Below are 18,776 nucleotides of genomic sequence, written 5' to 3'. Positions count from 1 at the left end.
AAGGCACCGCTTCCATGCATATATTTGCAAACCCGACCCGCTTTCTCTCGATCGCCCGGCCGCTGACTCCCTGGTTGTTCTGGGGCGGCGTTGCGCTGGTCGCGGTGGCGCTTGTGCAGGGCCTGTTTTTTGCGCCCGAGGACTATCTCCAGGGGGATCTGGTCCGGAACATGTATGTCCATGTTCCCGCTGCATGGCTGGGGATGGCCGGATGGAGCGGCATACTGGTCGCCAGCATCATGCAGCTTGTCTGGCGGCACCCGCTGGCCGGGATCGCCGCCCGCGCCATCGCCGCGCCCGGCGCGCTGTTCACCGCCCTCTGCCTGCTGACCGGATCGATCTGGGGGCGCCCGGCCTGGGGCACCTGGTGGGTGTGGGACGGGCGGCTGACCTCGATGCTCATCCTCCTCTTCCTCTATTTCGGGTTCATGGCGCTCGCTTCGGCCAGCGACGAGCGCGCGAGCATCAGCCGGATCGCCGCGATCTTCGGCGTTGTCGGTGCGATCAACATCCCGATCATCCGCTATTCGGTGGTCTGGTGGAATTCGCTGCATCAAGCACCGAGCATTTCGCTGGCGGGATCCACGATCGACGGCTCGATGCTCTGGCCGCTTTTCGGTTCGGCGCTTGGTTTTACCTTGATCTTCGCGGCGATCGTGCTGATGCGGATGCGCGGCATCATCGCCGATATCCGGATCGAGGCGCGGCTCCGCCGGATGGCGGAGGCATAGCCGTGGCGCATTGGCCCTACATCATCGCCTGCTACGCGCTGACGATCGGCGGCACGCTCGGCATGGCGATATGGAGTTATGCAGCTATGCGCGCGCGCGAGAAGAAGGTAACGGCACTGCGCAAGGGCGGTGACGAGTGAAAGCCAAACATCAACGATTGACCCTGGCGATCCTCGCAGTGATCGCCGTGATCGGCGCGGGCTTCCTTGCGCTTTACGGGCTTCGCGATAATGCGGCGCTGTTCCGCACGCCGAGCGAGATCGCCGCCGCGCCGGTTCCGGTGGGCCAGGCCTTTCGTCTTGGCGGCATGGTCGCCGACGGCTCGATCGAACATCTGCCCGACGGGGTGACGATCCGTTTCCTCGTGGAGGACGAAACCGCCTCGCTGCCCGTACTCTATTCCGGCATCACGCCGGATCTGTTCCAGGAAAACTCCGGCGTCGTCGCGGAGGGCGCGCTCAACGCGGGGGGAATTTTCGTGGCCGAGACGATCCTTGCCAAGCATGACGAGAATTACATGCCGCCTGAACTTGCGGAGCGGAATCTCGGGGGAGAGGCTTCTCAGTGATCGCTGAAACCGGTCTTGCCGCGCTCTGGCTCGCCGCAGCGCTTTGCGCGCTTCAATTGCTGTTCGGCATCGCGGTGCTGCGCGGCAATAGCGATGAATTGAGCAGCGCGGTGCGTCCCGTCGCCGTAGTGCAGGGCCTGTTGACCGGAATCTCATTCCTGATGCTGATCTGGCTGTTCCTGCGTACCGATCTTTCGGTCGAGCTCGTCGCGCTGAACAGCCATTCGGCCAAGCCCTGGCTTTACAAATTCGCCGGAACCTGGGGCAATCACGAAGGCTCGATGCTGCTCTGGGTCGCGATCCTTGCCGTTGCCGGTGGCCTCGTCGCACTGTTCGAGCGGCGGCTCAACGAGAGGACGCTGATCGCGACGCTCGCCGCACAAGCCGCGATCGGGCTCGGATTTTACGCCTTCCTGCTCTTCGCCTCCAACCCGTTCGCGCGGCTCAGCCCGGCGGCGGCCGAAGGGCAGGGGCTCAACCCGCTGCTGCAGGATCCCGGCCTCGCCTTCCATCCGCCCACGCTGTATCTGGGCTATGTCGGCATGTCGGTGGCCTTCTCCTTCGCGGTCGGCGCGCTGGTGACGCGCGATGTAGGCGCCGCCTTCGCCCGGGCGATGCGGCCCTGGGTGCTCGGCAGCTGGATCTTCCTGACCCTCGGCATCACGGCAGGCAGCTACTGGGCCTATTACGAACTGGGCTGGGGTGGCTGGTGGTTCTGGGATCCGGTCGAGAACGCCTCGCTTATGCCCTGGCTCGCGGCCACCGCCCTCCTCCATTCGGTGACGGTGCTCGCAACGCGCGACAGTTTGCGGGCATGGACGGTGATGCTCGCCGTCGTCGCTTTCTCGATGTCGATGGTCGGTACCTTCCTCGTCCGCTCGGGTATCCTGACCAGCGTCCACGCCTTCGCCGTCGATCCGCAGCGCGGCACCTTCATCCTTGCGCTGCTGGTGCTGTATATCGGCGGGGCGCTTGCGCTATACGGCCTGCGCGTCGGTACGGTGCGCGAAGGATCGCAGTTCGAACCGGTGAGCCGCGAGGGCGCGCTGGTCGCCAACAACCTGCTCTTTACCGCCATCCTCGGCGTTGTGCTGATCGGAACCCTCTATCCGCTGATCGTCGAGGCGGTGACCGGTGAGCAATTGTCGGTCGGACCGCCCTATTTCAATTCGACCGCGGGACCGCTGGCCCTACTGCTGGTCGTCGTGATGGCGGCGGGCCCGTTGATGCGCTGGCGCAAGGATGACTGGAAGAAGGTGGTCAATCGCATTTCGCTGCCGATCCTCATCGCATCGCTGGTGCTCGCCATCCTCATGCTGGCGGTATCGCCGATCGGGATATTGCCGACGCTCGGCCTGACGCTTGCCGCGGGCGTCGGCGCGGCAAGCCTCGCGCCCTTATGGGGCCGCAAGCTGCGCCGGACACCGCTTTTCACCTGGGGCATGGTGATCGCGCATCTCGGCGTTTCGGTCTGCATGGCCGGCATGGCGTTCGAAAGCTCGTTCAGCGAAGAGGTGCTCGTTGCCTCACGGCCCGGCGAGACGCACCAGGTCGGCCCCTATACGATCACCTTTCTCGGCACCGAGCCGGTTGCCGGGCCCAACTGGACGGCGATCGAGGCACGGCTTTCGGTGAACGGCGATCCGGAAGACCTGCTTCGCCCGCAATCGCGCATGTTCTCTTCGCCGCCGACCGAAACGAACGAGGCCGCGATCCGCACGGCGTGGAACGGCCAGCTTTATACCGTAATCGGCAATGGTGACGGCAGCGGCCGCTGGCAGCTCCGCCTCTGGTGGAAACCCTTCGTGACATGGATCTGGCTGGGCGGCGTGATGATCGCCTTTGGCGGCTTGCTGTCGCTGGTTGGCCGGGTGCGCCGCGAACGCCGCACCGCGCAGCGGGAGGCCTATGCATGACCGATGAAGCGCCCATGGCAGCGCCCACGGAAACGCCTACGGCGAAGAAGAAGCATCTGGTGCTCTGGGTGCCGCTCGCCTTTGCCGTGATCTTTTTCGGCTTCTTCGCTTATGCGCTCTATTTCGGAACCGATTCGCCGCAGCAGCGCGCGATCGAGTCCCAGATGGTCGGCGAACAGGTGCCCGAGATGGACCTCGATCCGGCGGTGCCGGGGCGACCCGGCCTGCGCACCGCCGATCTGGCGACCGGCGAACCCAAGCTGCTCAACGTCTTCGCCAGCTGGTGCGTGCCCTGTATCACCGAGGCGCCGCAGCTCATGCAGTTGCAAAATGCCGGCGTGACGATCGAGGCGATCGCGATCCGCGATAGGCCCCAGGACGTATATGGTTTCCTCCAGCGCTGGGGTGACCCGTTCAACCGGATCGGCGCCGATCCCAACAGCCAGGCCCAGCTCGCGCTGGGATCGTCGGGTGTGCCGGAAACCTTCGTGATCGATGGCAATGGCGTGATCGTCCATCAGCATATCGGCGAGATCCGGCCCGAAAATGTGCCCGAAATCCTGAACGCGCTGGAGAATGCCCGTTGAAGCGGCTGATCGCCCCGGTGCTGATCGCGCTGCTCGCCGCCATGCCGCTGCACGCGCAATCCCGGATGCCCGCCGCGCAATGGGCGAACCAGCAGCTTCCCGATCCTGCGCAGGAGGCGGAGGCCAAGGAACTGATGGAATCGCTGCGCTGCCTGGTCTGCCAGGGCCAGTCGATCGCCGATAGCGATGCCGAAATGGCGTCCGACATGCGCGCGCTGGTGCGCGAACGGATCGCGGCGGGCGAAAATCCGGACGATATCCGCGACTGGCTGATCCAGCGCTATGGCCGCTGGATCACCTATAATCCGCCGCTCGACACCGTGACATGGCCGCTCTGGTTCCTGCCGCTGATCCTGATCGGTGCGGGGGTCTGGCTGGCGCGTGGGCGCTTCCGGCGGCGAAAGGAAAGCTGATGGGCTGGTTCGCGGCGGTCGGCCTGATCGCGCTTGTTCTTTTCTGGCTGTGGCGGCTCGTCGAGTTTCGCGGGCGCAAGCTCGAATGGCTGGGCGCCGCGCTGCTCGCCGGCCTTGCTGGTTATGCCTGGCAGGGCAGCCCGGCGCTCCCAGGCCATCCGGGCATGGACATCCGGGATCGCCCGGCGGAAGGCACGGCCGATCTCGACGAAGATCTGGTCGATACCGACAATCCGAGCGCCGATCGCTGGATACGCTTTGCCGAGGGCCTTAATCGCGCCGGGCGGCATATGGATGCCGCGCACGCGGTCCAGAACGGCATCGAAACCCATCCCGACGACCCCGATCTGTGGGTTGCGCTCGGCAACGCGCTGCTGCTGCACGGCGAGGGGCAGATGAACCCGGCGGCGCAGCTCGCCTTCCAGCGTGCGGCGCAGATATCGCCGGATCATCCCGGCCCACCCTTCTTCCTGGGGCTGGCGCTGGCGCAGAACGGCCAGCTTGAGGACGCCGAAGCGACCTGGCTGGCGCTGCTCGAACGCACGCCGGAAGACGCGCCCTGGCGCCCCGATCTCGAAAGCAGGCTGGCGAGCGTTGCCAATGCGCTGGGGCGGCCAGCGCCGGTTTCCGAACCGCCCGCACAGGAAGATCAGCCCTCTAATTAAACGGCAGGTCCAGCGCTTCGGCGACCGCTTCGTGCCGGATCTTGCCGGCCGAGACGTTGAGCCCGGCGGCGAGGTGCACATTGTCCGCCATCGCCTTGTCCGGACCCTTGCTCGCCAGTTGGATCACATAGGGCAAGGTCGCGTTGTTGAGCGCGAAGGTCGAGGTTCGCGCCACCGCGCCCGGCATGTTCGCCACGCAATAATGGATCACACCCTCTTCCACATAGACGGGGTCGTCATGCGTGGTTGCGCGCGAGGTTTCGAAACAGCCGCCCTGGTCGATCGCGATATCCACGAGCACCGATCCGCGCTTCATGGTTTTCAGCATGTTGCGCGTGACCAGCTTCGGCGCCGCACCGCCCGGAACGAGCACCGCGCCGATGACGAGATGCGCATTGGGCACGGCCGCCTCGATCGCGGCCTTGGACGCATAGCCGGTCTTTATCTTGTTGCCGAAATGGGTGTCGAGTTCGGCGAGCCGATCGTTGGAGATATCGTAGATCGTCACATCGGCGCGCAGCCCCACGGCCATCTGCGCCGCGTTGAGCCCGGCAACACCGCCGCCGATGATCACGACCTTGGCGGGCGCCACGCCGGGCACACCGCCAAGCAGGATGCCGCGGCCGCCTTGTTCCTTTTCCAGATAATGCGCGCCGGCCTGGATCGACATCCGGCCCGCCACTTCGCTCATCGGTTTCAAGAGCGGTAGCGAACGGTTGGGCGAGGTGACCGTTTCATAGGCGATCGCCGTCGCGCCGGACGCCATCAGACCTTCGGTCTGCGGCTTGTCCGCGGCGAGATGGAGATAGGTGAAGAGGATGTGGCGCGGTTCCAGCATCGCCACTTCCTGCGGTTGCGGTTCCTTCACCTTCACGATCATGTCGGACTGGGCGAAGACGTCCGCCGCGGTATCGACGACCGTCGCGCCGACCGCGCGATAATCGTCGTCGTCGAAGTCGATGCCGGTTCCGGCCCGGGTTTCGACGACCACTTCATGGCCCGCCACGACCACGTCATGGACAGATGCCGGGGTCAGCCCGACGCGATATTCGTGATTCTTGATTTCCTTGGGAATTCCGACGCGCATACACGCCTCCTGAATGCGTTTGATGGCCGCGATATAGCGCTCGCAATTAAGCTTGTCGTCCCATTGCGAACCCGATTTTACCGTGATAGGCCGCGCGCTTTCTCGCGCCGGGCGGAAAATCCCGCAGAGTCGCGACAGAGACGGCATTCACATGGGGGCCGCATTCATCCAAAATGAGCGATAAAACCGCAGTTCCGCCCGTTTCGGGCCCGCCAACGCGCGAAGCGGCGACAATGAAGCTTGCCGTCGGCGCGATCGGCGTCGTCTTTGGCGATATTGGCACGAGTCCGCTTTACGCCTTTCGTGAGGCATTTGCCGGCCATCACCCGCTCTCGCTCGATCCGCTGCACATCTACGGCGTGTTGAGCCTGGTTTTCTGGTCGATGATGCTCGTCGTGACGATCAAATATGTCATGATCATCATGCGCGCGGACAATCGCGGCGAAGGCGGGAGCCTTGCCCTGCTCGCGCTGCTCGGCGGCCGCAAATCCGGAAAGCGATGGACGGGCGGTATCGTCATCCTTGCGATCTTCGCAACCGCGCTCTTCTATGGCGACAGCATGATCACGCCGGCGGTTTCCGTGCTCGGCGCGGTAGAGGGTCTCTCGGTGGTGAATCCGGCGCTCGGCGGATGGGTGATCCCGATCGCCATCTTCATCCTCGCCTTCCTGTTCGTGATCCAGCGCAGCGGAACGGCGCGAGTCGGCGCGTTTTTCGGCCCCATCATGCTGTTCTACTTCCTCGTCATTTCGGTGCTTGGCGCGATCAGTATCGTCCAGACCCCGGAAGTCCTGTGGGCACTCAGCCCGCATCACGCGCTCAATTTCTTCCTGCTGCGCCCCGTCGAGGCCTTTCTCGCGCTCGGCGCGGTCGTGCTTGCCGTAACCGGCGCCGAAGCGCTCTATGCCGATATGGGTCATTTCGGCCGCAAGCCGATCGGCCTGTCCTGGCTCTGCTTCGTCCTTCCCGCCCTGATGCTCAACTATCTGGGGCAGGGGGCGCTCGCGATGCGTATCGGCGAAGCCTCGCTCGAAAGCCCCTTCTATCTGCTCGCGCCGGACCAGCTGCAGATCCCGCTGCTCATCATCGCCACGCTGGCCGCGATCATCGCCAGCCAGGCCGTGATCTCTGGCGCCTTCTCGGTCACCCAGCAGGCGATCCAGCTCGGCTTCATGCCGCGGCTCAAGATCAACCACACCAACGCAGCGACGGTCGGGCAAATCTATATCCCGTTCATCAACTGGGCGCTGATGGTGATGGTGATCCTTTTGGTGCTGACCTTCCGTTCCTCCTCCAGCCTTACTTCGGCCTATGGCGTAGCGGTGACCGGGGCGATGCTGATCGACACCTGCCTGCTTACCGTCCTGCTGTTCGGCTTCTGGAAGTGGAACAAGTTCTGGGCCGGGCTGCTCGTGGGGCTGTTCTTCGTCGTCGACGGGCTGTTCTTCGCGGCGAACCTCACCAAGATCCCGGATGGGGGCTGGTTCCCGCTTGCCGTCGGCCTCGCCGCCTTTGTGATGCTGACAAGCTGGGCCAAGGGCAGATCGCTGATCATCGCGCGGATGCGCGAGGCGGCGATGCCGGTGCAGGTGTTCGTGAAGTCAGCCGCCGGTTCGGCGACCCGGGTGCCCGGCACCGCGGTGTTCATGACGACATCGCCGGAAGGCGTGCCGCACGCGCTGCTCCACAATCTCAAGCACAACAAGGTGCTGCACGAACGCATCGTGTTGCTGACCGTTTCGATTCTCGACCGGCCCTTCGTCGCCGACGAGGAGCGCATCCATTATGAAGATCTCGGGGCCGGTTTCTACCGTATCATCCTGCGCTACGGCTTCATGCAGGATACCGACGTGCCGATGGCGCTCGAAAAAATCACCACCTGCGGCCCGCCTTTCCGGATGATCGAAACGAGCTTCTTCCTGGCGCGGCAGACGCTGCTGACGTCCGAAAATCCGGGGATGGCGCCGTGGCGCGAGAAGCTGTTCGCCTGGATGTTGCGCAACGCGGAAAGCGCGATGCAATTCTTCCGCCTGCCGGCCAACCGCGTCGTCGAACTCGGCAGCCAGGTCGAAATCTAGCGGCGCGGCGGGATGCGCGCCGCCATCGTCCTCGCTGCCGGACGCTCCCGGCGGTTCGGCCAGGCAAACAAGCTGCTCGCGCGCTATCGGGGCAAAAGGCTTGTCGAGCACGCGGTCGCCGCTGCGCTCGCCGCGCCTGCGGGCCGGGTCATCATCGTGGCGGGCGGCGATGTGCGGGTCGCCCGGGCCGTGCGGGCTTTGGGCGGACCGCGCCTGTCGGTCGTTACCAGCTTGGCCCGGCACCGCCACGCGAACCTCAAGCGCGGACTGCAGGCGTTGCGGGCCCACGAAAACGAGGTTTTCGTCTTTCTCGGAGATATGCCCGATTGCCCGCAAGGCATCGGCCGGCGATTGGCCGGGAAGAAAGGGAATTTCGTGCGTGCCGTCCATCGCTGCGTGCCCGGCCATCCGATACTGATCCGCAATCCCCGGGCGGTGCGTGCGCGCCTTGAGCGGGGGAAACGTCCCTTTGAGAGCGGCCAAGCCGTGCGGATCGAGGCGGGGAAGGGGGCTATTCGCGATATCGACCGGCCGGGGGATCTGCGATGAACGCGCCGATTGTCGTGACCGCCCTGTTCGGCCCTAAGGATTTCGCCTGGCTCGACGGCCTGCGCAAACGGCATTTTCCGGCCGCGCGCAATCTCGTTCCCGCGCATCTGACCCTGTTCCACCATCTACCGCCCACCGTGGCCGACGAGCTCAAGCGCCGGTTATCGGCGGAAACGCGGGGCCTTCCGCCGCCTGCCGCGCGGATATCGAAGCCGATGCTGCTAGGGCAGGGGGTCGCGTTCCGGGTCGTGAGTGACGGGTTGGAGGAAATTCGCGAAGGGATTGCCGACGCCTTCGAAACCCTGCTCGTGCCGCAGGACCGGCGCGGATGGCAGCCGCATGTGACTATCCAGAACAAGGCCGATTCCGAAGATGCGAAGGCGCTGTTCGCCACGCTCTCCCGGGACTTTAAGCCGCGTCCGCTCGCTATCGCGGGCCTTGCCAGCTGGTATTATCGCGGCGGGCCCTGGGAGCCGCTGTCGCGCCATATGTTCAGCGGCTGATCAGTCGATCTGGCCGACGCCGCTGCAACTCAGGCCGAAGCTTTCGAGTCCCGATTCCAGATAGGCCGCCAGCATCGGCATCTCCATCAGCTGGTCGGCGGCAGGATCGCTTTCCTTGTCGCCCGCTTCCTCCAGCGCCTCTTCCCAGTCGCTGGCGTCATAGGTGCCGCTGCCGATCCACGCGAGCGCGAGAACTTCGGCCAGCTGGTCTTCGGCGAGATCGTCGAGAAGCGCTAAGATTTCCTCTTCGACCGAATCGTTCTTCTCGTCTATCATCACGTCATAGGGATCGTCGGTCGACATCGTCTGTTCGTCTTCGACATCGTCGGATTCGTCTGCGGGGACCTGGGCGTCCCATTCGCGGGCCCGGACGATGAGCCGGCAAATCGTGTCTAGTGGCGTTTCGAGTTCCATGGTGCGCCTCCTGATTGCAGGGATTTATACGCCAACAACGCGCGACCAGCCAATCCTTTCCCAAATCGGTTGACCCTGATCTATGCCCTGCCTATAGGCCCCGCACGCCCAATTTGCGGCGCTCGCCCGTTGCTTCTGGGGCGGAGTAGCTCAGCTGGTTAGAGCAGTGGAATCATAATCCATGTGTCGGGGGTTCGAGTCCCTCCTCCGCTACCAAGTTTCCCTTTGCCCTGTGCAAGCAATCGCCGTGGATGAACGGCTTGTGCCGGGGCCTTATGGCCTCCTATCTCTGGCCTGAAACAACCTGATCAGGACGGACCCAATGGCCGAACATCGCACGAAAATGCTCATCCTCGGATCGGGCCCCGCCGGGCTCTCGGCGGCCATCTACGGCGCGCGCGCCGGCATGGCGCCGATCGTCGTCCAGGGCATCGAGCCGGGCGGCCAGCTGATGACGACAACGGACGTCGAGAATTATCCCGGCTTTGCCGACGTCATTCAGGGCCCCTGGCTGATGGAGCAGATGCAGAAGCAGGCCGAGCATTGCGGGGCCAAGATGATGTGGGATTCGATCGTCGAGGTCGATCTCTCGCAGCGCCCGTTCCGCATGGTCGGCGACGGCGGCGACGAATATTTCGGCGATACGCTGGTTATCGCGACCGGCGCGCAGGCGCGTTGGCTCGGCCTGGAAAGCGAAACCCTGCTGCGCGGCAAGGGGCTTTCAGCCTGTGCGACCTGCGACGGCTTTTTCTTTCGCGGCAAGAAGATCGCGGTCATCGGCGGCGGGAATACCGCGGTAGAAGAGGCGCTCTACCTCACCAATCACAGCGACGATGTGACCCTGATCCATCGCCGCGACGAGCTGCGCGCCGAGAAAATCCTGCAGGAGCGCCTCTTCGCCAATCCCAAGATCACCGTGCTCTGGGATAAGACTGTGGATAAATTTGTGGGCGAAGGCGATCCGCTTGGGCTGGTCGCGATTGATCTCAAGGACACCAAAACCGGCGAGATTTCTCAGATTGCGGCGGAAGGCGGCTTTATCGCCATCGGCCACGACCCGGCGACCAAGCTGTTCGCGGGGCATCTGGAGCTCGATGGAGACAATTACATCAAGGTGGAGCCCGGCACGACGCGCACCAGCGTTCCCGGCGTTTTCGCTTGCGGCGATGTGATGGACAAGATCTACCGTCAGGCGATCACCGCTGCGGGCACCGGCTGCATGGCCGCGCTCGACGCCGAAAAATTCATCGGCGAGAACGAGTTCGAGCAAGGCTAGGAGTTTTCGAACCGCCGGATCGCGGCCAGGCAGTTTTCGGCCAGCTTCTCGAAATCGCCCTCCCGGGCAAAACTGTGCGCGTCGCTTTCGATCGTATCGAGGGTGAACCGCGCCTCGCCGGCTAATGCCGAGAGCGCGCCCTTGCGCCATTCATGCTCGAAGCCGATCGCGGTCGCATCCCCGCTCGCCAGCACGACATGCGCCGGAGCCGATGAAGCCGACAGTGCATTGGCCGTGCGCTCGGCCAGGCTGCCTTCGTTTTTTTGCGGTTTCAGCAACTTGAACACGCCCCGCACCGCCTTGCGATAGTCGATTCCGCCGGTCAGCAGCCGCTTCCAGCCGTCGAAGCTCGACAGCTGGTCGCGATAATGGCGGCTGATTGCGGCGGGCGGCGGTTCGCCCGATGCGGCCTCGACGACCCAGGGATTGGCAAGGATCATCGCGTCCACCCCGCACGCGGCATGGTGGAGGCACAGCGTCGTCGCGCCGTCGCACAGCCCGAAGCCGATAACCCGTTCCAGGCCCGGCGCGCGTTCGCGGAATGCCGCGACCGCGGCCGCAAGATCGGGCGCGCTGACTTCGAAACCGGGATCGTCTCCCGAACTGTCGCCGACGCCGCGCCGGTCATAGCGCAACACCGGATAACCGGCTGCCGACAAAGCCGAGGCGAGTAGCGCAAAGCCCCGATGCGCGCCGAAGCGCGTCTGGCCGCCGCCCGTGACGATCACGACGCCGCTTTTGCCATCGGCCCCGTCGAGCGAGGCGGCGAGGCATTCGCCGGCACAGTCGAAGGAAAGGAGCGCGCGCATCAGCTGAGCCACGCCGCGATATTGTCGGCGAGCGCGCCGGACAGGGCCGGATCGCCGGTCGGTTCCGCGCGCCGCCAGAGCGGAGCGCCCGCGATATGGCTATCGGCTTCGCCCCGGTCGCCCTCCAGCCTCACGACCGTAACGGAAGACCCTGATCGGGGTTCGGCATCGCGGACGGCGCAGGCGAGTTCGGCGCCGATCGGGTATCCGCCCAGCATGGTCGGGCCAGTGACGAAAACGGCTTTTTGAGCCTCGGCGTCGAACGCCTTGTCGGTCACGCTGCGGGAGCGGACGAGATCGCGGATCAGCCGCTTTCCCTCCACCGGCGCAAAGCGCAGCGTCTTTTCGCCCTGATGCGCCGTATCGAGGAGGCAGCCGCCGCGCACCGCGACCACCGCCCCGGCATCGCACACGTTCGAGGCGGCAGCGACAGCCGCTTTCCAGTCGTCCCAATTCGCGTCCGCAAGAATGGTCTCGCTCTCCCCGGTTCCCGGCAGCTCAGGCAGATGCGCTCCGATCCCGCGCCCGGCGAGCGCGCGCATCAGGTCCGAAAGCAGTTTGCGGGTGCGGTTCAGTTCCTCGAAGAGGGGCGGCACGATCAGGATCGATCGCCCGTCTTCGGGTCCGAGGCTTGTCAGCCAGTCCTGGCCCTTGCCCCAGTCATAGCGCCTGAAACGCGGGGCGGGGGGCATTAGTGGAGCGCCTTTTCCCGCGCGAAGGCCAGCAAATTGCCGAAGCTTTCGAGCATCTCCGCTTCGAACTCGTCATCCTCGATCCAGATGCCGAGCCGGTCCTCGATTTCGGTGAGCAGGCCGGCGACCGCCATTGAATCAAGTTCGGGAATCGCGCCGAACAATTCGGTATTTTCGTCGAACTCGGCCACGTCCCCGGCATCAAGCCCCAGAACGTCGACCAGCACCGCGCGCAACGTCTCTTCGACCTCGATAGCGCCTTCGGATGCCATGCAATTTCCCCTGCTACGCAAACGTCCGGGCCCGCCTAGTCGGTTGCGGAGCGGCGGACAAGGGCGGATAATTTGCGTTTGAGCAGCGGCGCCCAGGCGGCGGGTTGCCGGGGATTGAACAGTTCGATCCGGTAGAGCGGGCGCGGCGCATCCATCCAGTCCGCCTTGTACGGCTCATTGCCCGTTCCATAGTCGATGGTGGCAGGCCGGTCCTCCTCGATCACGTGCCGGAACATCGCTTCCCCGAGAATCGAGCCCGGCGAATGGGATTTCGCGCTTTCGGCATAGGCGAGCTTGTGGATTGTCGCATGGCCGTTTTCGACGTGCCAGAGCTGCGCGGCGACCGGGCGGCCTTCCTGATAGGCGATGCCGAGCCGCAGGCTGCCCGCTTCGCCTTCTTCCGTCACGAAGTCGCGCATGAAATCCCAGGAGCCTTCTTCGGGTTTCCAGCTTTCCGCATAGATGGCCTGATAATCCGCCCAGGCGTCTTCGTCGAAAGCGCGATGGATGCGGATTTCGAGATTGGCCTTTTTCGCCTTGCGCTTGACCGTGCTGCGCAGCTTGCCGGGGCGCGCAGCCCAATAGGCATCGAAGCTGTCCGGGACGCGCAGCTGCCAGTTCTGCGTCGATCCTTCGACAAAGGCCTTCCACCCTGCCGCCGTGAAGCCTTCGACGATCCGCGCTGGTGACGCCATCGGCGCCAGGCTGATTCGCGCCAGATCCCCCAAATCCCCCGCGATCGCCTCGATCAGGCCGCGATCTTCGCCCCGCCGGACGATATCGAAAGCCAGAGTGTACCAGCTGGTCAGCGCCTCGGCCGAGCGCTTGCCGGTGCGGCACAGGAACATCCAGGCGGCGCTGTCTCCCTGCATGGCCCGGACCACCAGGGGTGTCCGCCCGTTGCCGCAATGTTTTTGCGTCATCTCGAACCAGCGCATCCGGTCGTAAAGGATGGGCTGCTGCCCGCGCGACAGCGCATCGCCGGCATCCTCCGCCACATCGGCGAGCTGATCGAATATCTTTACCTCAACGGACATGTCGCATCCCGGGGCCTGTGCTGATAGAGCGCATGCGGCCACCTCCTAGACGGAAGCGATGACGAAAGAGCTAATAAATCCTCAACCCAGCCCGATCGACCATTTGACGTCACGCGGCGAGCCCGGAAATCCGGCGCTGGCGGACAAGGCGGGCATGCTCGATTTCGCCGGGCTGGAAGCGGCGGTCGGCGCGCTGGCGGCCTGGCTGGCGGACCAGGGGCTCGGCGAGGGCGACCGGGTCGCGAGCTGGCTCGCCAAGACGCGGCTCGCCTGCCTGATGCCGCTGGCGGCGGCGCGGGCAGGGCTCGTCCATGTACCGGTCAATCCGCTGCTGAAACATGCACAGGTCGCGCATATCCTGGCCGATAGCGGCGCAAAAATGCTGATCGCGGGACAATCGCGGCTCGGTTCCCTCGAAGCCGGCGATCTGCCTGTAGGATGCGCGGCGATCGACGAGAAGGAGGCCCGGCTGGCCGGTGACGTCATGCCGCCATCGGCGCAGGATCCCCAGAATCTTGCGGCGATTCTCTACACTTCCGGGTCTACCGGGCGGCCCAAGGGCGTGATGCTCAGCCATGCCAATCTCTGGCTCGGCGCGGTCAGCGTGGCGCGCTATCTGGATATTGCGAGCCAGGACCGCACGCTGTGCGTCCTGCCGCTGAGTTTCGATTATGGGCAGAACCAGCTTTTTTCGAGCTGGTATGCCGGCGCCTCGGTCGTTCCCTTCGATTACCTGGTTCCGCGCGACGTGATGAAGGCCATCGGGCGTCATGACGCCACCGTTTTGGCCGGAGTTCCGCCACTTTGGGTACAACTGGCCGAGCTTGAATGGGAACCGGACATAGCCGCGAAGCTCCGCATCCTCACCAATAGCGGGGGCAAGATGCCGGTGCCGCTGGTGCGAAAATTGCGCGAAACTTTCCCGAACGCGGCGCTCCATTCGATGTACGGGCTTACCGAGGCCTTTCGCTCTACGACGCTGGACCCCGCCCTGCTCGACATGATGCCGGAGAGCATCGGCAAGGCGATTCCCCTGGCCGAGATCATGGTCGTGACCGGGGAGGGGGCCGAGGCGGCACCCGAGGAGCCCGGCGAGCTCGTTCATGCCGGGCCGCTGGTCGCCCAGGGCTATTGGCAGGATCCCGAACGCACCGCGCGACGCTTCAAGCCTGCGCCCGCCTTCTCCGAATATGGCGGCATGGCCGTCTGGTCCGGCGATACGGTGGTACGGGATGCCGAGGGTTTTCTCCGCTTCGTCGGCCGCGACGATGCGATGATCAAGACAGCCGGTAACCGGATCAGCCCGAGCGAGATCGAGGATGCCGCGATCGCCAGCGGAAAAGTGGCGGAAGCTTGCGCTTTCGGCGTGCCCGACGAACGGCTCGGACAGGCCATTCATCTGGTCGTCCGGCCGTCCGGCGCCGAGGAGGATGAGGCGCTGAAACGATTTCTCAAGGCCGAGCTGCCTAATTTCATGCAGCCGAGCATGATCGTCTGGCAGAAGGAGCTGCCGCGTAATCCTAACGGAAAGCTCGATCGCACGGCTATAGAAGAACAATTTGGGACAGTGGGTGGATGAAACCGATCGGACCGATACCGCCGGCCTTTGCCGGCCAGCAGGGCGAATTGGCGATCGGCGGGGTTTCGGTGTCGGAACTGGCCGAAAAGGCCGGGCAAACGCCCTTTTACGTCTATGACTTGGCCTTGGCGAGCGCCCAGGTCGCGCGTTTCCGCACCGCGATGCCGGACGGACTCCATTTGCATTATGCTGTTAAAGCCAATCCATATCCTGCTGTAATACAACATTTTATGGAGCTGACAGACGGGCTTGATATGGCCTCGGGCGGGGAGCTGGCGGTGGTTCGCGATTGCGGGGCCGATATGGCCCATGTGAGCTTTGCGGGACCCGGCAAGCGCGACGGCGAGCTGGAACTCGCCATTTCGCTGGGTGCGACCGTGAATCTGGAGTCCGAAACCGAGGCTGAACGCGCGCTCGCCATCGCCGGAAAGCTCGCAATTACGCCGAAACTGGCGGTGCGCGTCAATCCGGATTTCGAGCTCAAGGGCTCGGGCATGAGCATGGGCGGCGGCGCCAAGCCGTTCGGGGTCGATCAGGAGCGCGTTCCGGCGCTTGTCTGGCGCCTGCTCGATGCCGGCGCGGACTGGCGCGGTTTCCATATCTATTCGGGCTCCCAGTCGCTGGATGCCGAGGCGATCGCGCAGAGCCAGGAAGCGAGCATCGCGCTGGCCGCCGATCTGGCCGAAACCATCGGAGAGGCTCCGAAAACCGTCAATCTCGGCGGCGGGTTCGGAATTCCCTATACCGCGAACGACACGCCGCTCGATGTCGAGCAGGTCGGCGAAAGGCTCGGTGCTGCACTGGCGGGCCGCGAGGATATCCTTGCCGACACGCAATTCATGATCGAACTCGGCCGCTGGCTGATTGGCGAGGCGGGCGTCTATGTCGCGCGCATCCTGGACCGCAAGGTCAGCAAGGGTGAGCTTTTCATCGTCACCGACGGGGGTATGCACCATCATCTCGCCGCGTCGGGCAATTTCGGGATGGTGATGAAGCGCAATTACCCGGTCGCCATCGCCTTGAAAATGGGCGCGGAGCCTGCAGAAAGCGCGACGATCGTCGGCCCGCTCTGCACGCCGCTGGACCGGCTTGCGGTGGATATCGCCGTGCCTAGGGCCGATATCGGCGATCTCGTCGCGGTGTTCGCCTCGGGCGCTTATGGTTTAAGCGCGAGCCCCATCCACTTCCTCAGCCACCCCAATGCCGCCGAAATCGTCGTAAATGAACGAAAAATAACCATATAAATCAATACGAACTTAACCCTTCTCTACGCATAAGGGGCCCCGAAACAGGCCGGTTTTCGCGCATGTTCCGGCGCGGATGACGTCACCGGTCCGTAACGAAAAGGGCCCCGACATGCGTATCTGCACCCTGAAACCCGCCATATTGCTGGGCGTTTCCGCCTTTGCGCTTTCCGGTTGCATGGGCGGCGGCGGCGCCGAGTTGCCGCCGGCAGCCTTTGTCAGCACCGGCCAGACTCAGGCCGAGGACTATGTCATCGGCCCGCTCGACACGTTGACGATCTTCGTCTGGCGCAATCCCGAGCTTGGCGCCGAGGAGGTGCAGGTGCGCCCCGACGGCCGCATCACCACCCCGCTGATCGAAGACATGGTGGCGGCCGGCAAGACGCCGGCGATGCTCGCCGACGATATCTCGGTGATGCTGGGCCAATATATCACCGACCCGCGTGTCTCGGTGATCGTCAACGAGTTTTCGGGCACCTATGCCCAGCGCGTTCGCGTGATCGGCGCGACCGAGCAGCCCGCATCGATTCCCTATCGCGCCAACATGACCCTGCTCGACGCGATGATCGAGGTCGGCGGCCTTTCCGAATTTGCGGCGGGCAACCGCGCGCGGCTCGTCCGCTACGACCGGGAATCCGGCCAGCAGCGCGAATATGCGCTGCGCATCGGCAGCCTGCTTCGCCGCGGCGACACCAGCGCCAATGTCGAGCTGCGGCCCGGCGATGTGATCATCATTCCTGAAAGCATGTTCTGATCGGACGGACTGACGGCCCAAGGACGCGAAAGGCGATAGCCACGGCATGAACGGCATCTACGAAGAAATCAGGATCGCGCTCCACGCGATCTGGCAACGCCGCTGGCTTGCGCTGGCTGTTGCCTGGGGCGTCGCCGTCCTAGGCTGGCTGGTGATCGCGCTGATCCCGAACAGTTATGAATCGCGGGCGCGTATCTACGTCCAGCAGCAATCGGTATTGAGCAACGAGATCGGCATTACCGAGCGCGAGCAGCGCGGCAATATCGAGCGGATTCGCCAAACCCTCGCTTCGACGAGCAACCTCGAACAGGTCGTACGGCAGACCGATCTCGCTCAGCAGGCATCGACCGACGCGCAGGTGCGGGCGCTCGCCGTCCAGCTGCGCGAGAATGTGACCGTTGCGGCCCAGCAGAATCCGAATAATTTCGGCGAACCCGGCAACACGTTCGAGATCAGCGCCCGCTGGGGCAGCCCGGGGCTTTCCCAGCAGATCAACCAGAAGCTGATCGACGTGTTCGTCGAGGCGAACCTTGCCGGCAATCGCGCCGAAGCGACCCAGTCGGTCGAGTTTCTCGATCGCCAGATCAGCGAGCGCGAAGCGCGCCTGCAGGAAATGGAAGCCCAGCGCTCGGAGTTCGAAAGCCAGTTCAACGGCCTGTTGCCCGGGGTCGGCACCCTGGAACAGCGGATCGCCCAGGCGCGCTCGGAACTGCGCAGCGTCGAATCCGATCTTGCGGCCGCGAACAGTTCGCTTTCCGCCGTCCAGGCGCAGATCAACGCTACGCCGCCCACCACCAGCATTCCCGGCAGCTATGCGCCGAGCGCGGCAGGCCCGGCCACGGCCCGGCTCAATGCGCTCCAGCAGCAGCTCGCCGATGCGCGGTCGCGGGGCTGGACCGACCAGCACCCCGATGTCGTGGCGCTCGAATCGCAAATCGCCCGCGCTCGGCCTCAGGCTCGCGGCGAAGGCGGTGGCGGCCGATCGGTCGGCGGCGCCACGGCGTCCAATCCGCTTTATACCTCGCTGCGTTCCATGCTGGCCGACCGCCAGGCCCAGGTCGCGGCGCTCACCGCCCGGCGCGATCAGCTGCGCGGCGGCATCGAGGCCATCGATCGCCAGCGCGAAACCGATCCCGGCGCGCTCGCCCAGCAGCTTCAGCTGGACCGCGACTATCAGGCGCTCCAGACCCAGTATAACCAGCTGGTTTCGGACCGCGAACGCGTCCGCCTGCGCGGCGATGTCGCGACCGAGACCGAAGGCGGCACGTTTCGTGTCGTCGATCCGCCCAGCATGCCGAGCGCGCCGGTGGCGCCCAACCGGCCGCTGTTCCTCGTGCTCGTGCTGGTTGCGGCGATCGCCATCGGCATCGGCACCGCCTTCGCGCAGAGCCAGCTCAAAACGACCTATTCCACGGCCCGTCGCCTCGGCAACGGCACCGGCCTGCCGGTGCTCGGCGCGATCAGTCAGATCGTCCGCCCCGCCGAACTCGAACTGCGCCGCCAGAACTTCCGCCGCTTCGCCGGCGGCACGGTGGCGCTGGTCGGCGTCTTCGTCCTGCTGATGGCAGTTGAATTCATCCAGCGCGGCCTGGCGGTCTGAGG

At 64.7% G+C, this 18,776-nt stretch carries 21 protein-coding genes and 1 tRNA gene; 16 read left to right on the top strand and 6 right to left on the bottom strand.

Annotated features, from left to right (window positions below; genetic code table 11):
- Window positions 1-14 precede the first annotated feature (14 nt).
- From ccmC to H6P80_RS09935, 7 genes are read left to right on the top strand one after another with little or no spacing between them, the layout of a single operon-like run.
- Window positions 15-731, top strand: coding sequence for a heme ABC transporter permease CcmC (gene ccmC, locus H6P80_RS09965; RefSeq protein ID WP_185801244.1), 717 nt, complete (start codon window positions 15-17; stop codon window positions 729-731).
- A gap of 2 nt (window positions 732-733) precedes the next feature.
- Window positions 734-871, top strand: a complete 138-nt coding sequence (locus tag H6P80_RS09960) for a hypothetical protein (protein WP_185801243.1) — start codon at window positions 734-736, stop codon at window positions 869-871.
- On the top strand, window positions 868-1,299 hold the full coding sequence (gene ccmE, locus H6P80_RS09955) for a cytochrome c maturation protein CcmE (RefSeq protein WP_185801242.1): 432 nt from the start codon (window positions 868-870) through the stop codon (window positions 1,297-1,299). The genes H6P80_RS09960 and ccmE overlap by 4 nt, the downstream gene beginning before the upstream one ends.
- Window positions 1,296-3,215, top strand: a complete 1,920-nt coding sequence (locus H6P80_RS09950; protein WP_185801241.1) for a heme lyase CcmF/NrfE family subunit — start codon at window positions 1,296-1,298, stop codon at window positions 3,213-3,215. The genes ccmE and H6P80_RS09950 overlap by 4 nt, the downstream gene beginning before the upstream one ends.
- A complete protein-coding gene (locus H6P80_RS09945; protein WP_235973859.1) occupies window positions 3,212-3,802 on the top strand; it encodes a redoxin family protein in 591 nt (196 codons plus the stop codon). Before H6P80_RS09950 ends, H6P80_RS09945 begins: the two co-directional genes overlap by 4 nt.
- Window positions 3,803-3,843: 41 nt before the next feature.
- Window positions 3,844-4,215 (top strand): cytochrome c-type biogenesis protein, encoded by a 372-nt coding sequence (locus H6P80_RS09940; protein ID WP_185802092.1) that lies wholly within the window; start codon window positions 3,844-3,846, stop codon window positions 4,213-4,215.
- Complete coding sequence (locus H6P80_RS09935; protein WP_185801240.1) at window positions 4,215-4,880, top strand: tetratricopeptide repeat protein; 666 nt, start codon at window positions 4,215-4,217, stop codon at window positions 4,878-4,880. Before H6P80_RS09940 ends, H6P80_RS09935 begins: the two co-directional genes overlap by 1 nt.
- Here H6P80_RS09935 and ald read toward each other — a convergent pair.
- Entirely contained in the window at window positions 4,873-5,967 is a 1,095-nt protein-coding gene (gene ald, locus H6P80_RS09930) for an alanine dehydrogenase (protein ID WP_185801239.1), read from the bottom strand. The genes H6P80_RS09935 and ald overlap by 8 nt on opposite strands.
- Window positions 5,968-6,200: 233 nt before the next feature.
- Between ald and H6P80_RS09925 the strand changes: the two genes are divergently transcribed.
- The 3 genes from H6P80_RS09925 to H6P80_RS09915 are packed head-to-tail and all read left to right on the top strand — an operon-like array spanning window position 6,201 to window position 9,097.
- The gene (locus H6P80_RS09925) at window positions 6,201-8,045 is read left to right on the top strand and encodes a potassium transporter Kup (RefSeq protein ID WP_235973857.1); all 1,845 of its coding nucleotides are present in this window, start codon (window positions 6,201-6,203) and stop codon (window positions 8,043-8,045) included.
- 12 nt (window positions 8,046-8,057) lie between these two features.
- A complete protein-coding gene (locus tag H6P80_RS09920) occupies window positions 8,058-8,594 on the top strand; it encodes an NTP transferase domain-containing protein (protein WP_185801237.1) in 537 nt (178 codons plus the stop codon).
- Entirely contained in the window at window positions 8,591-9,097 is a 507-nt protein-coding gene (locus H6P80_RS09915) for a 2'-5' RNA ligase family protein (RefSeq protein ID WP_185801236.1), read from the top strand. The genes H6P80_RS09920 and H6P80_RS09915 overlap by 4 nt, the downstream gene beginning before the upstream one ends.
- Here H6P80_RS09915 and H6P80_RS09910 read toward each other — a convergent pair whose 3' ends face one another.
- On the bottom strand, window positions 9,098-9,511 hold the full coding sequence (locus H6P80_RS09910) for a DUF3775 domain-containing protein (protein WP_185801235.1): 414 nt from the start codon (window positions 9,509-9,511) through the stop codon (window positions 9,098-9,100).
- Between the two features lie 139 nt (window positions 9,512-9,650).
- Between H6P80_RS09910 and H6P80_RS09905 the strand changes: the two genes are divergently transcribed.
- Together H6P80_RS09905 and trxB are read left to right on the top strand one after the other, a co-directional pair.
- Window positions 9,651-9,727: transfer RNA gene (locus H6P80_RS09905), tRNA-Met, on the top strand.
- 106 nt (window positions 9,728-9,833) lie between these two features.
- Window positions 9,834-10,787 (top strand): thioredoxin-disulfide reductase, encoded by a 954-nt coding sequence (gene trxB, locus H6P80_RS09900; protein ID WP_185801234.1) that lies wholly within the window; start codon window positions 9,834-9,836, stop codon window positions 10,785-10,787.
- Here the strand turns inward: trxB and H6P80_RS09895 are convergent.
- From H6P80_RS09895 to H6P80_RS09880, 4 genes are read right to left on the bottom strand one after another with little or no spacing between them, the layout of a single operon-like run.
- Complete coding sequence (locus H6P80_RS09895; protein ID WP_185801233.1) at window positions 10,784-11,596, bottom strand: hydrolase 1, exosortase A system-associated; 813 nt, start codon at window positions 11,594-11,596, stop codon at window positions 10,784-10,786. The two genes, trxB and H6P80_RS09895, sit on opposite strands and share 4 nt — an antisense overlap.
- On the bottom strand, window positions 11,596-12,288 hold the full coding sequence (locus tag H6P80_RS09890) for an alpha/beta hydrolase family protein (RefSeq protein ID WP_185801232.1): 693 nt from the start codon (window positions 12,286-12,288) through the stop codon (window positions 11,596-11,598). Before H6P80_RS09890 ends, H6P80_RS09895 begins: the two co-directional genes overlap by 1 nt.
- Window positions 12,288-12,560, bottom strand: coding sequence for an acyl carrier protein (locus H6P80_RS09885; RefSeq protein ID WP_185801231.1), 273 nt, complete (start codon window positions 12,558-12,560; stop codon window positions 12,288-12,290). Before H6P80_RS09885 ends, H6P80_RS09890 begins: the two co-directional genes overlap by 1 nt.
- A 35-nt stretch (window positions 12,561-12,595) precedes the next feature.
- Entirely contained in the window at window positions 12,596-13,597 is a 1,002-nt protein-coding gene (locus H6P80_RS09880; RefSeq protein ID WP_185801230.1) for a GNAT family N-acetyltransferase, read from the bottom strand.
- Window positions 13,598-13,655: 58 nt separating this feature from the next.
- Between H6P80_RS09880 and H6P80_RS09875 the strand changes: the two genes are divergently transcribed.
- From H6P80_RS09875 to H6P80_RS09860, 4 genes are all read left to right on the top strand, one after another.
- On the top strand, window positions 13,656-15,176 hold the full coding sequence (locus H6P80_RS09875) for an acyl-CoA ligase (AMP-forming), exosortase A system-associated (RefSeq protein ID WP_185801229.1): 1,521 nt from the start codon (window positions 13,656-13,658) through the stop codon (window positions 15,174-15,176).
- Window positions 15,173-16,420: a pyridoxal-dependent decarboxylase, exosortase A system-associated gene (locus H6P80_RS09870; RefSeq protein ID WP_185801228.1), complete on the top strand. Its 1,248-nt coding sequence runs from the start codon at window positions 15,173-15,175 to the stop codon at window positions 16,418-16,420. The genes H6P80_RS09875 and H6P80_RS09870 overlap by 4 nt, the downstream gene beginning before the upstream one ends.
- Before the next feature lie 112 nt (window positions 16,421-16,532).
- A complete protein-coding gene (locus tag H6P80_RS09865) occupies window positions 16,533-17,174 on the top strand; it encodes an XrtA/PEP-CTERM system exopolysaccharide export protein (protein ID WP_185801227.1) in 642 nt (213 codons plus the stop codon).
- A 46-nt stretch (window positions 17,175-17,220) separates the two neighbouring features.
- Window positions 17,221-18,774, top strand: coding sequence for an XrtA system polysaccharide chain length determinant (locus tag H6P80_RS09860; protein WP_185801226.1), 1,554 nt, complete (start codon window positions 17,221-17,223; stop codon window positions 18,772-18,774).
- The last annotated feature ends 2 nt before the right edge of the window (window positions 18,775-18,776 follow it).

This window comes from Parasphingopyxis marina, assembly GCF_014237875.1.
In the GTDB taxonomy this organism is placed as follows: domain Bacteria; phylum Pseudomonadota; class Alphaproteobacteria; order Sphingomonadales; family Sphingomonadaceae; genus Parasphingopyxis; species Parasphingopyxis marina.
Note: the sequence above shows the minus strand (reverse complement) of the source record. Positions and strands in the feature narration are given on the sequence as shown.

Excerpts from the sequence above, each read along its gene's own strand:
- ccmC (WP_185801244.1), top strand. The coding sequence starts at position 15 with ATGCATATATTTGCAAACCCGACCCGCTTTCTCTCGATCGCCCGGCCG.
- H6P80_RS09945 (WP_235973859.1), top strand. The coding sequence starts at position 3,212 with ATGACCGATGAAGCGCCCATGGCAGCGCCCACGGAAACGCCTACGGCG.
- H6P80_RS09940 (WP_185802092.1), top strand. The coding sequence starts at position 3,844 with ATGCCGCTGCACGCGCAATCCCGGATGCCCGCCGCGCAATGGGCGAAC.
- H6P80_RS09935 (WP_185801240.1), top strand. The coding sequence starts at position 4,215 with ATGGGCTGGTTCGCGGCGGTCGGCCTGATCGCGCTTGTTCTTTTCTGG.
- ald (WP_185801239.1), bottom strand. The coding sequence starts at position 5,967 with ATGCGCGTCGGAATTCCCAAGGAAATCAAGAATCACGAATATCGCGTC.
- H6P80_RS09925 (WP_235973857.1), top strand. The coding sequence starts at position 6,201 with ATGAAGCTTGCCGTCGGCGCGATCGGCGTCGTCTTTGGCGATATTGGC.
- H6P80_RS09920 (WP_185801237.1), top strand. The coding sequence starts at position 8,058 with ATGCGCGCCGCCATCGTCCTCGCTGCCGGACGCTCCCGGCGGTTCGGC.
- H6P80_RS09915 (WP_185801236.1), top strand. The coding sequence starts at position 8,591 with ATGAACGCGCCGATTGTCGTGACCGCCCTGTTCGGCCCTAAGGATTTC.
- H6P80_RS09910 (WP_185801235.1), bottom strand. The coding sequence starts at position 9,511 with ATGGAACTCGAAACGCCACTAGACACGATTTGCCGGCTCATCGTCCGG.
- trxB (WP_185801234.1), top strand. The coding sequence starts at position 9,834 with ATGGCCGAACATCGCACGAAAATGCTCATCCTCGGATCGGGCCCCGCC.
- H6P80_RS09895 (WP_185801233.1), bottom strand. The coding sequence starts at position 11,596 with ATGCGCGCGCTCCTTTCCTTCGACTGTGCCGGCGAATGCCTCGCCGCC.
- H6P80_RS09890 (WP_185801232.1), bottom strand. The coding sequence starts at position 12,288 with ATGCCCCCCGCCCCGCGTTTCAGGCGCTATGACTGGGGCAAGGGCCAG.
- H6P80_RS09885 (WP_185801231.1), bottom strand. The coding sequence starts at position 12,560 with ATGGCATCCGAAGGCGCTATCGAGGTCGAAGAGACGTTGCGCGCGGTG.
- H6P80_RS09880 (WP_185801230.1), bottom strand. The coding sequence starts at position 13,597 with ATGTCCGTTGAGGTAAAGATATTCGATCAGCTCGCCGATGTGGCGGAG.
- H6P80_RS09875 (WP_185801229.1), top strand. The coding sequence starts at position 13,656 with ATGACGAAAGAGCTAATAAATCCTCAACCCAGCCCGATCGACCATTTG.
- H6P80_RS09870 (WP_185801228.1), top strand. The coding sequence starts at position 15,173 with ATGAAACCGATCGGACCGATACCGCCGGCCTTTGCCGGCCAGCAGGGC.
- H6P80_RS09865 (WP_185801227.1), top strand. The coding sequence starts at position 16,533 with ATGCGTATCTGCACCCTGAAACCCGCCATATTGCTGGGCGTTTCCGCC.
- H6P80_RS09860 (WP_185801226.1), top strand. The coding sequence starts at position 17,221 with ATGAACGGCATCTACGAAGAAATCAGGATCGCGCTCCACGCGATCTGG.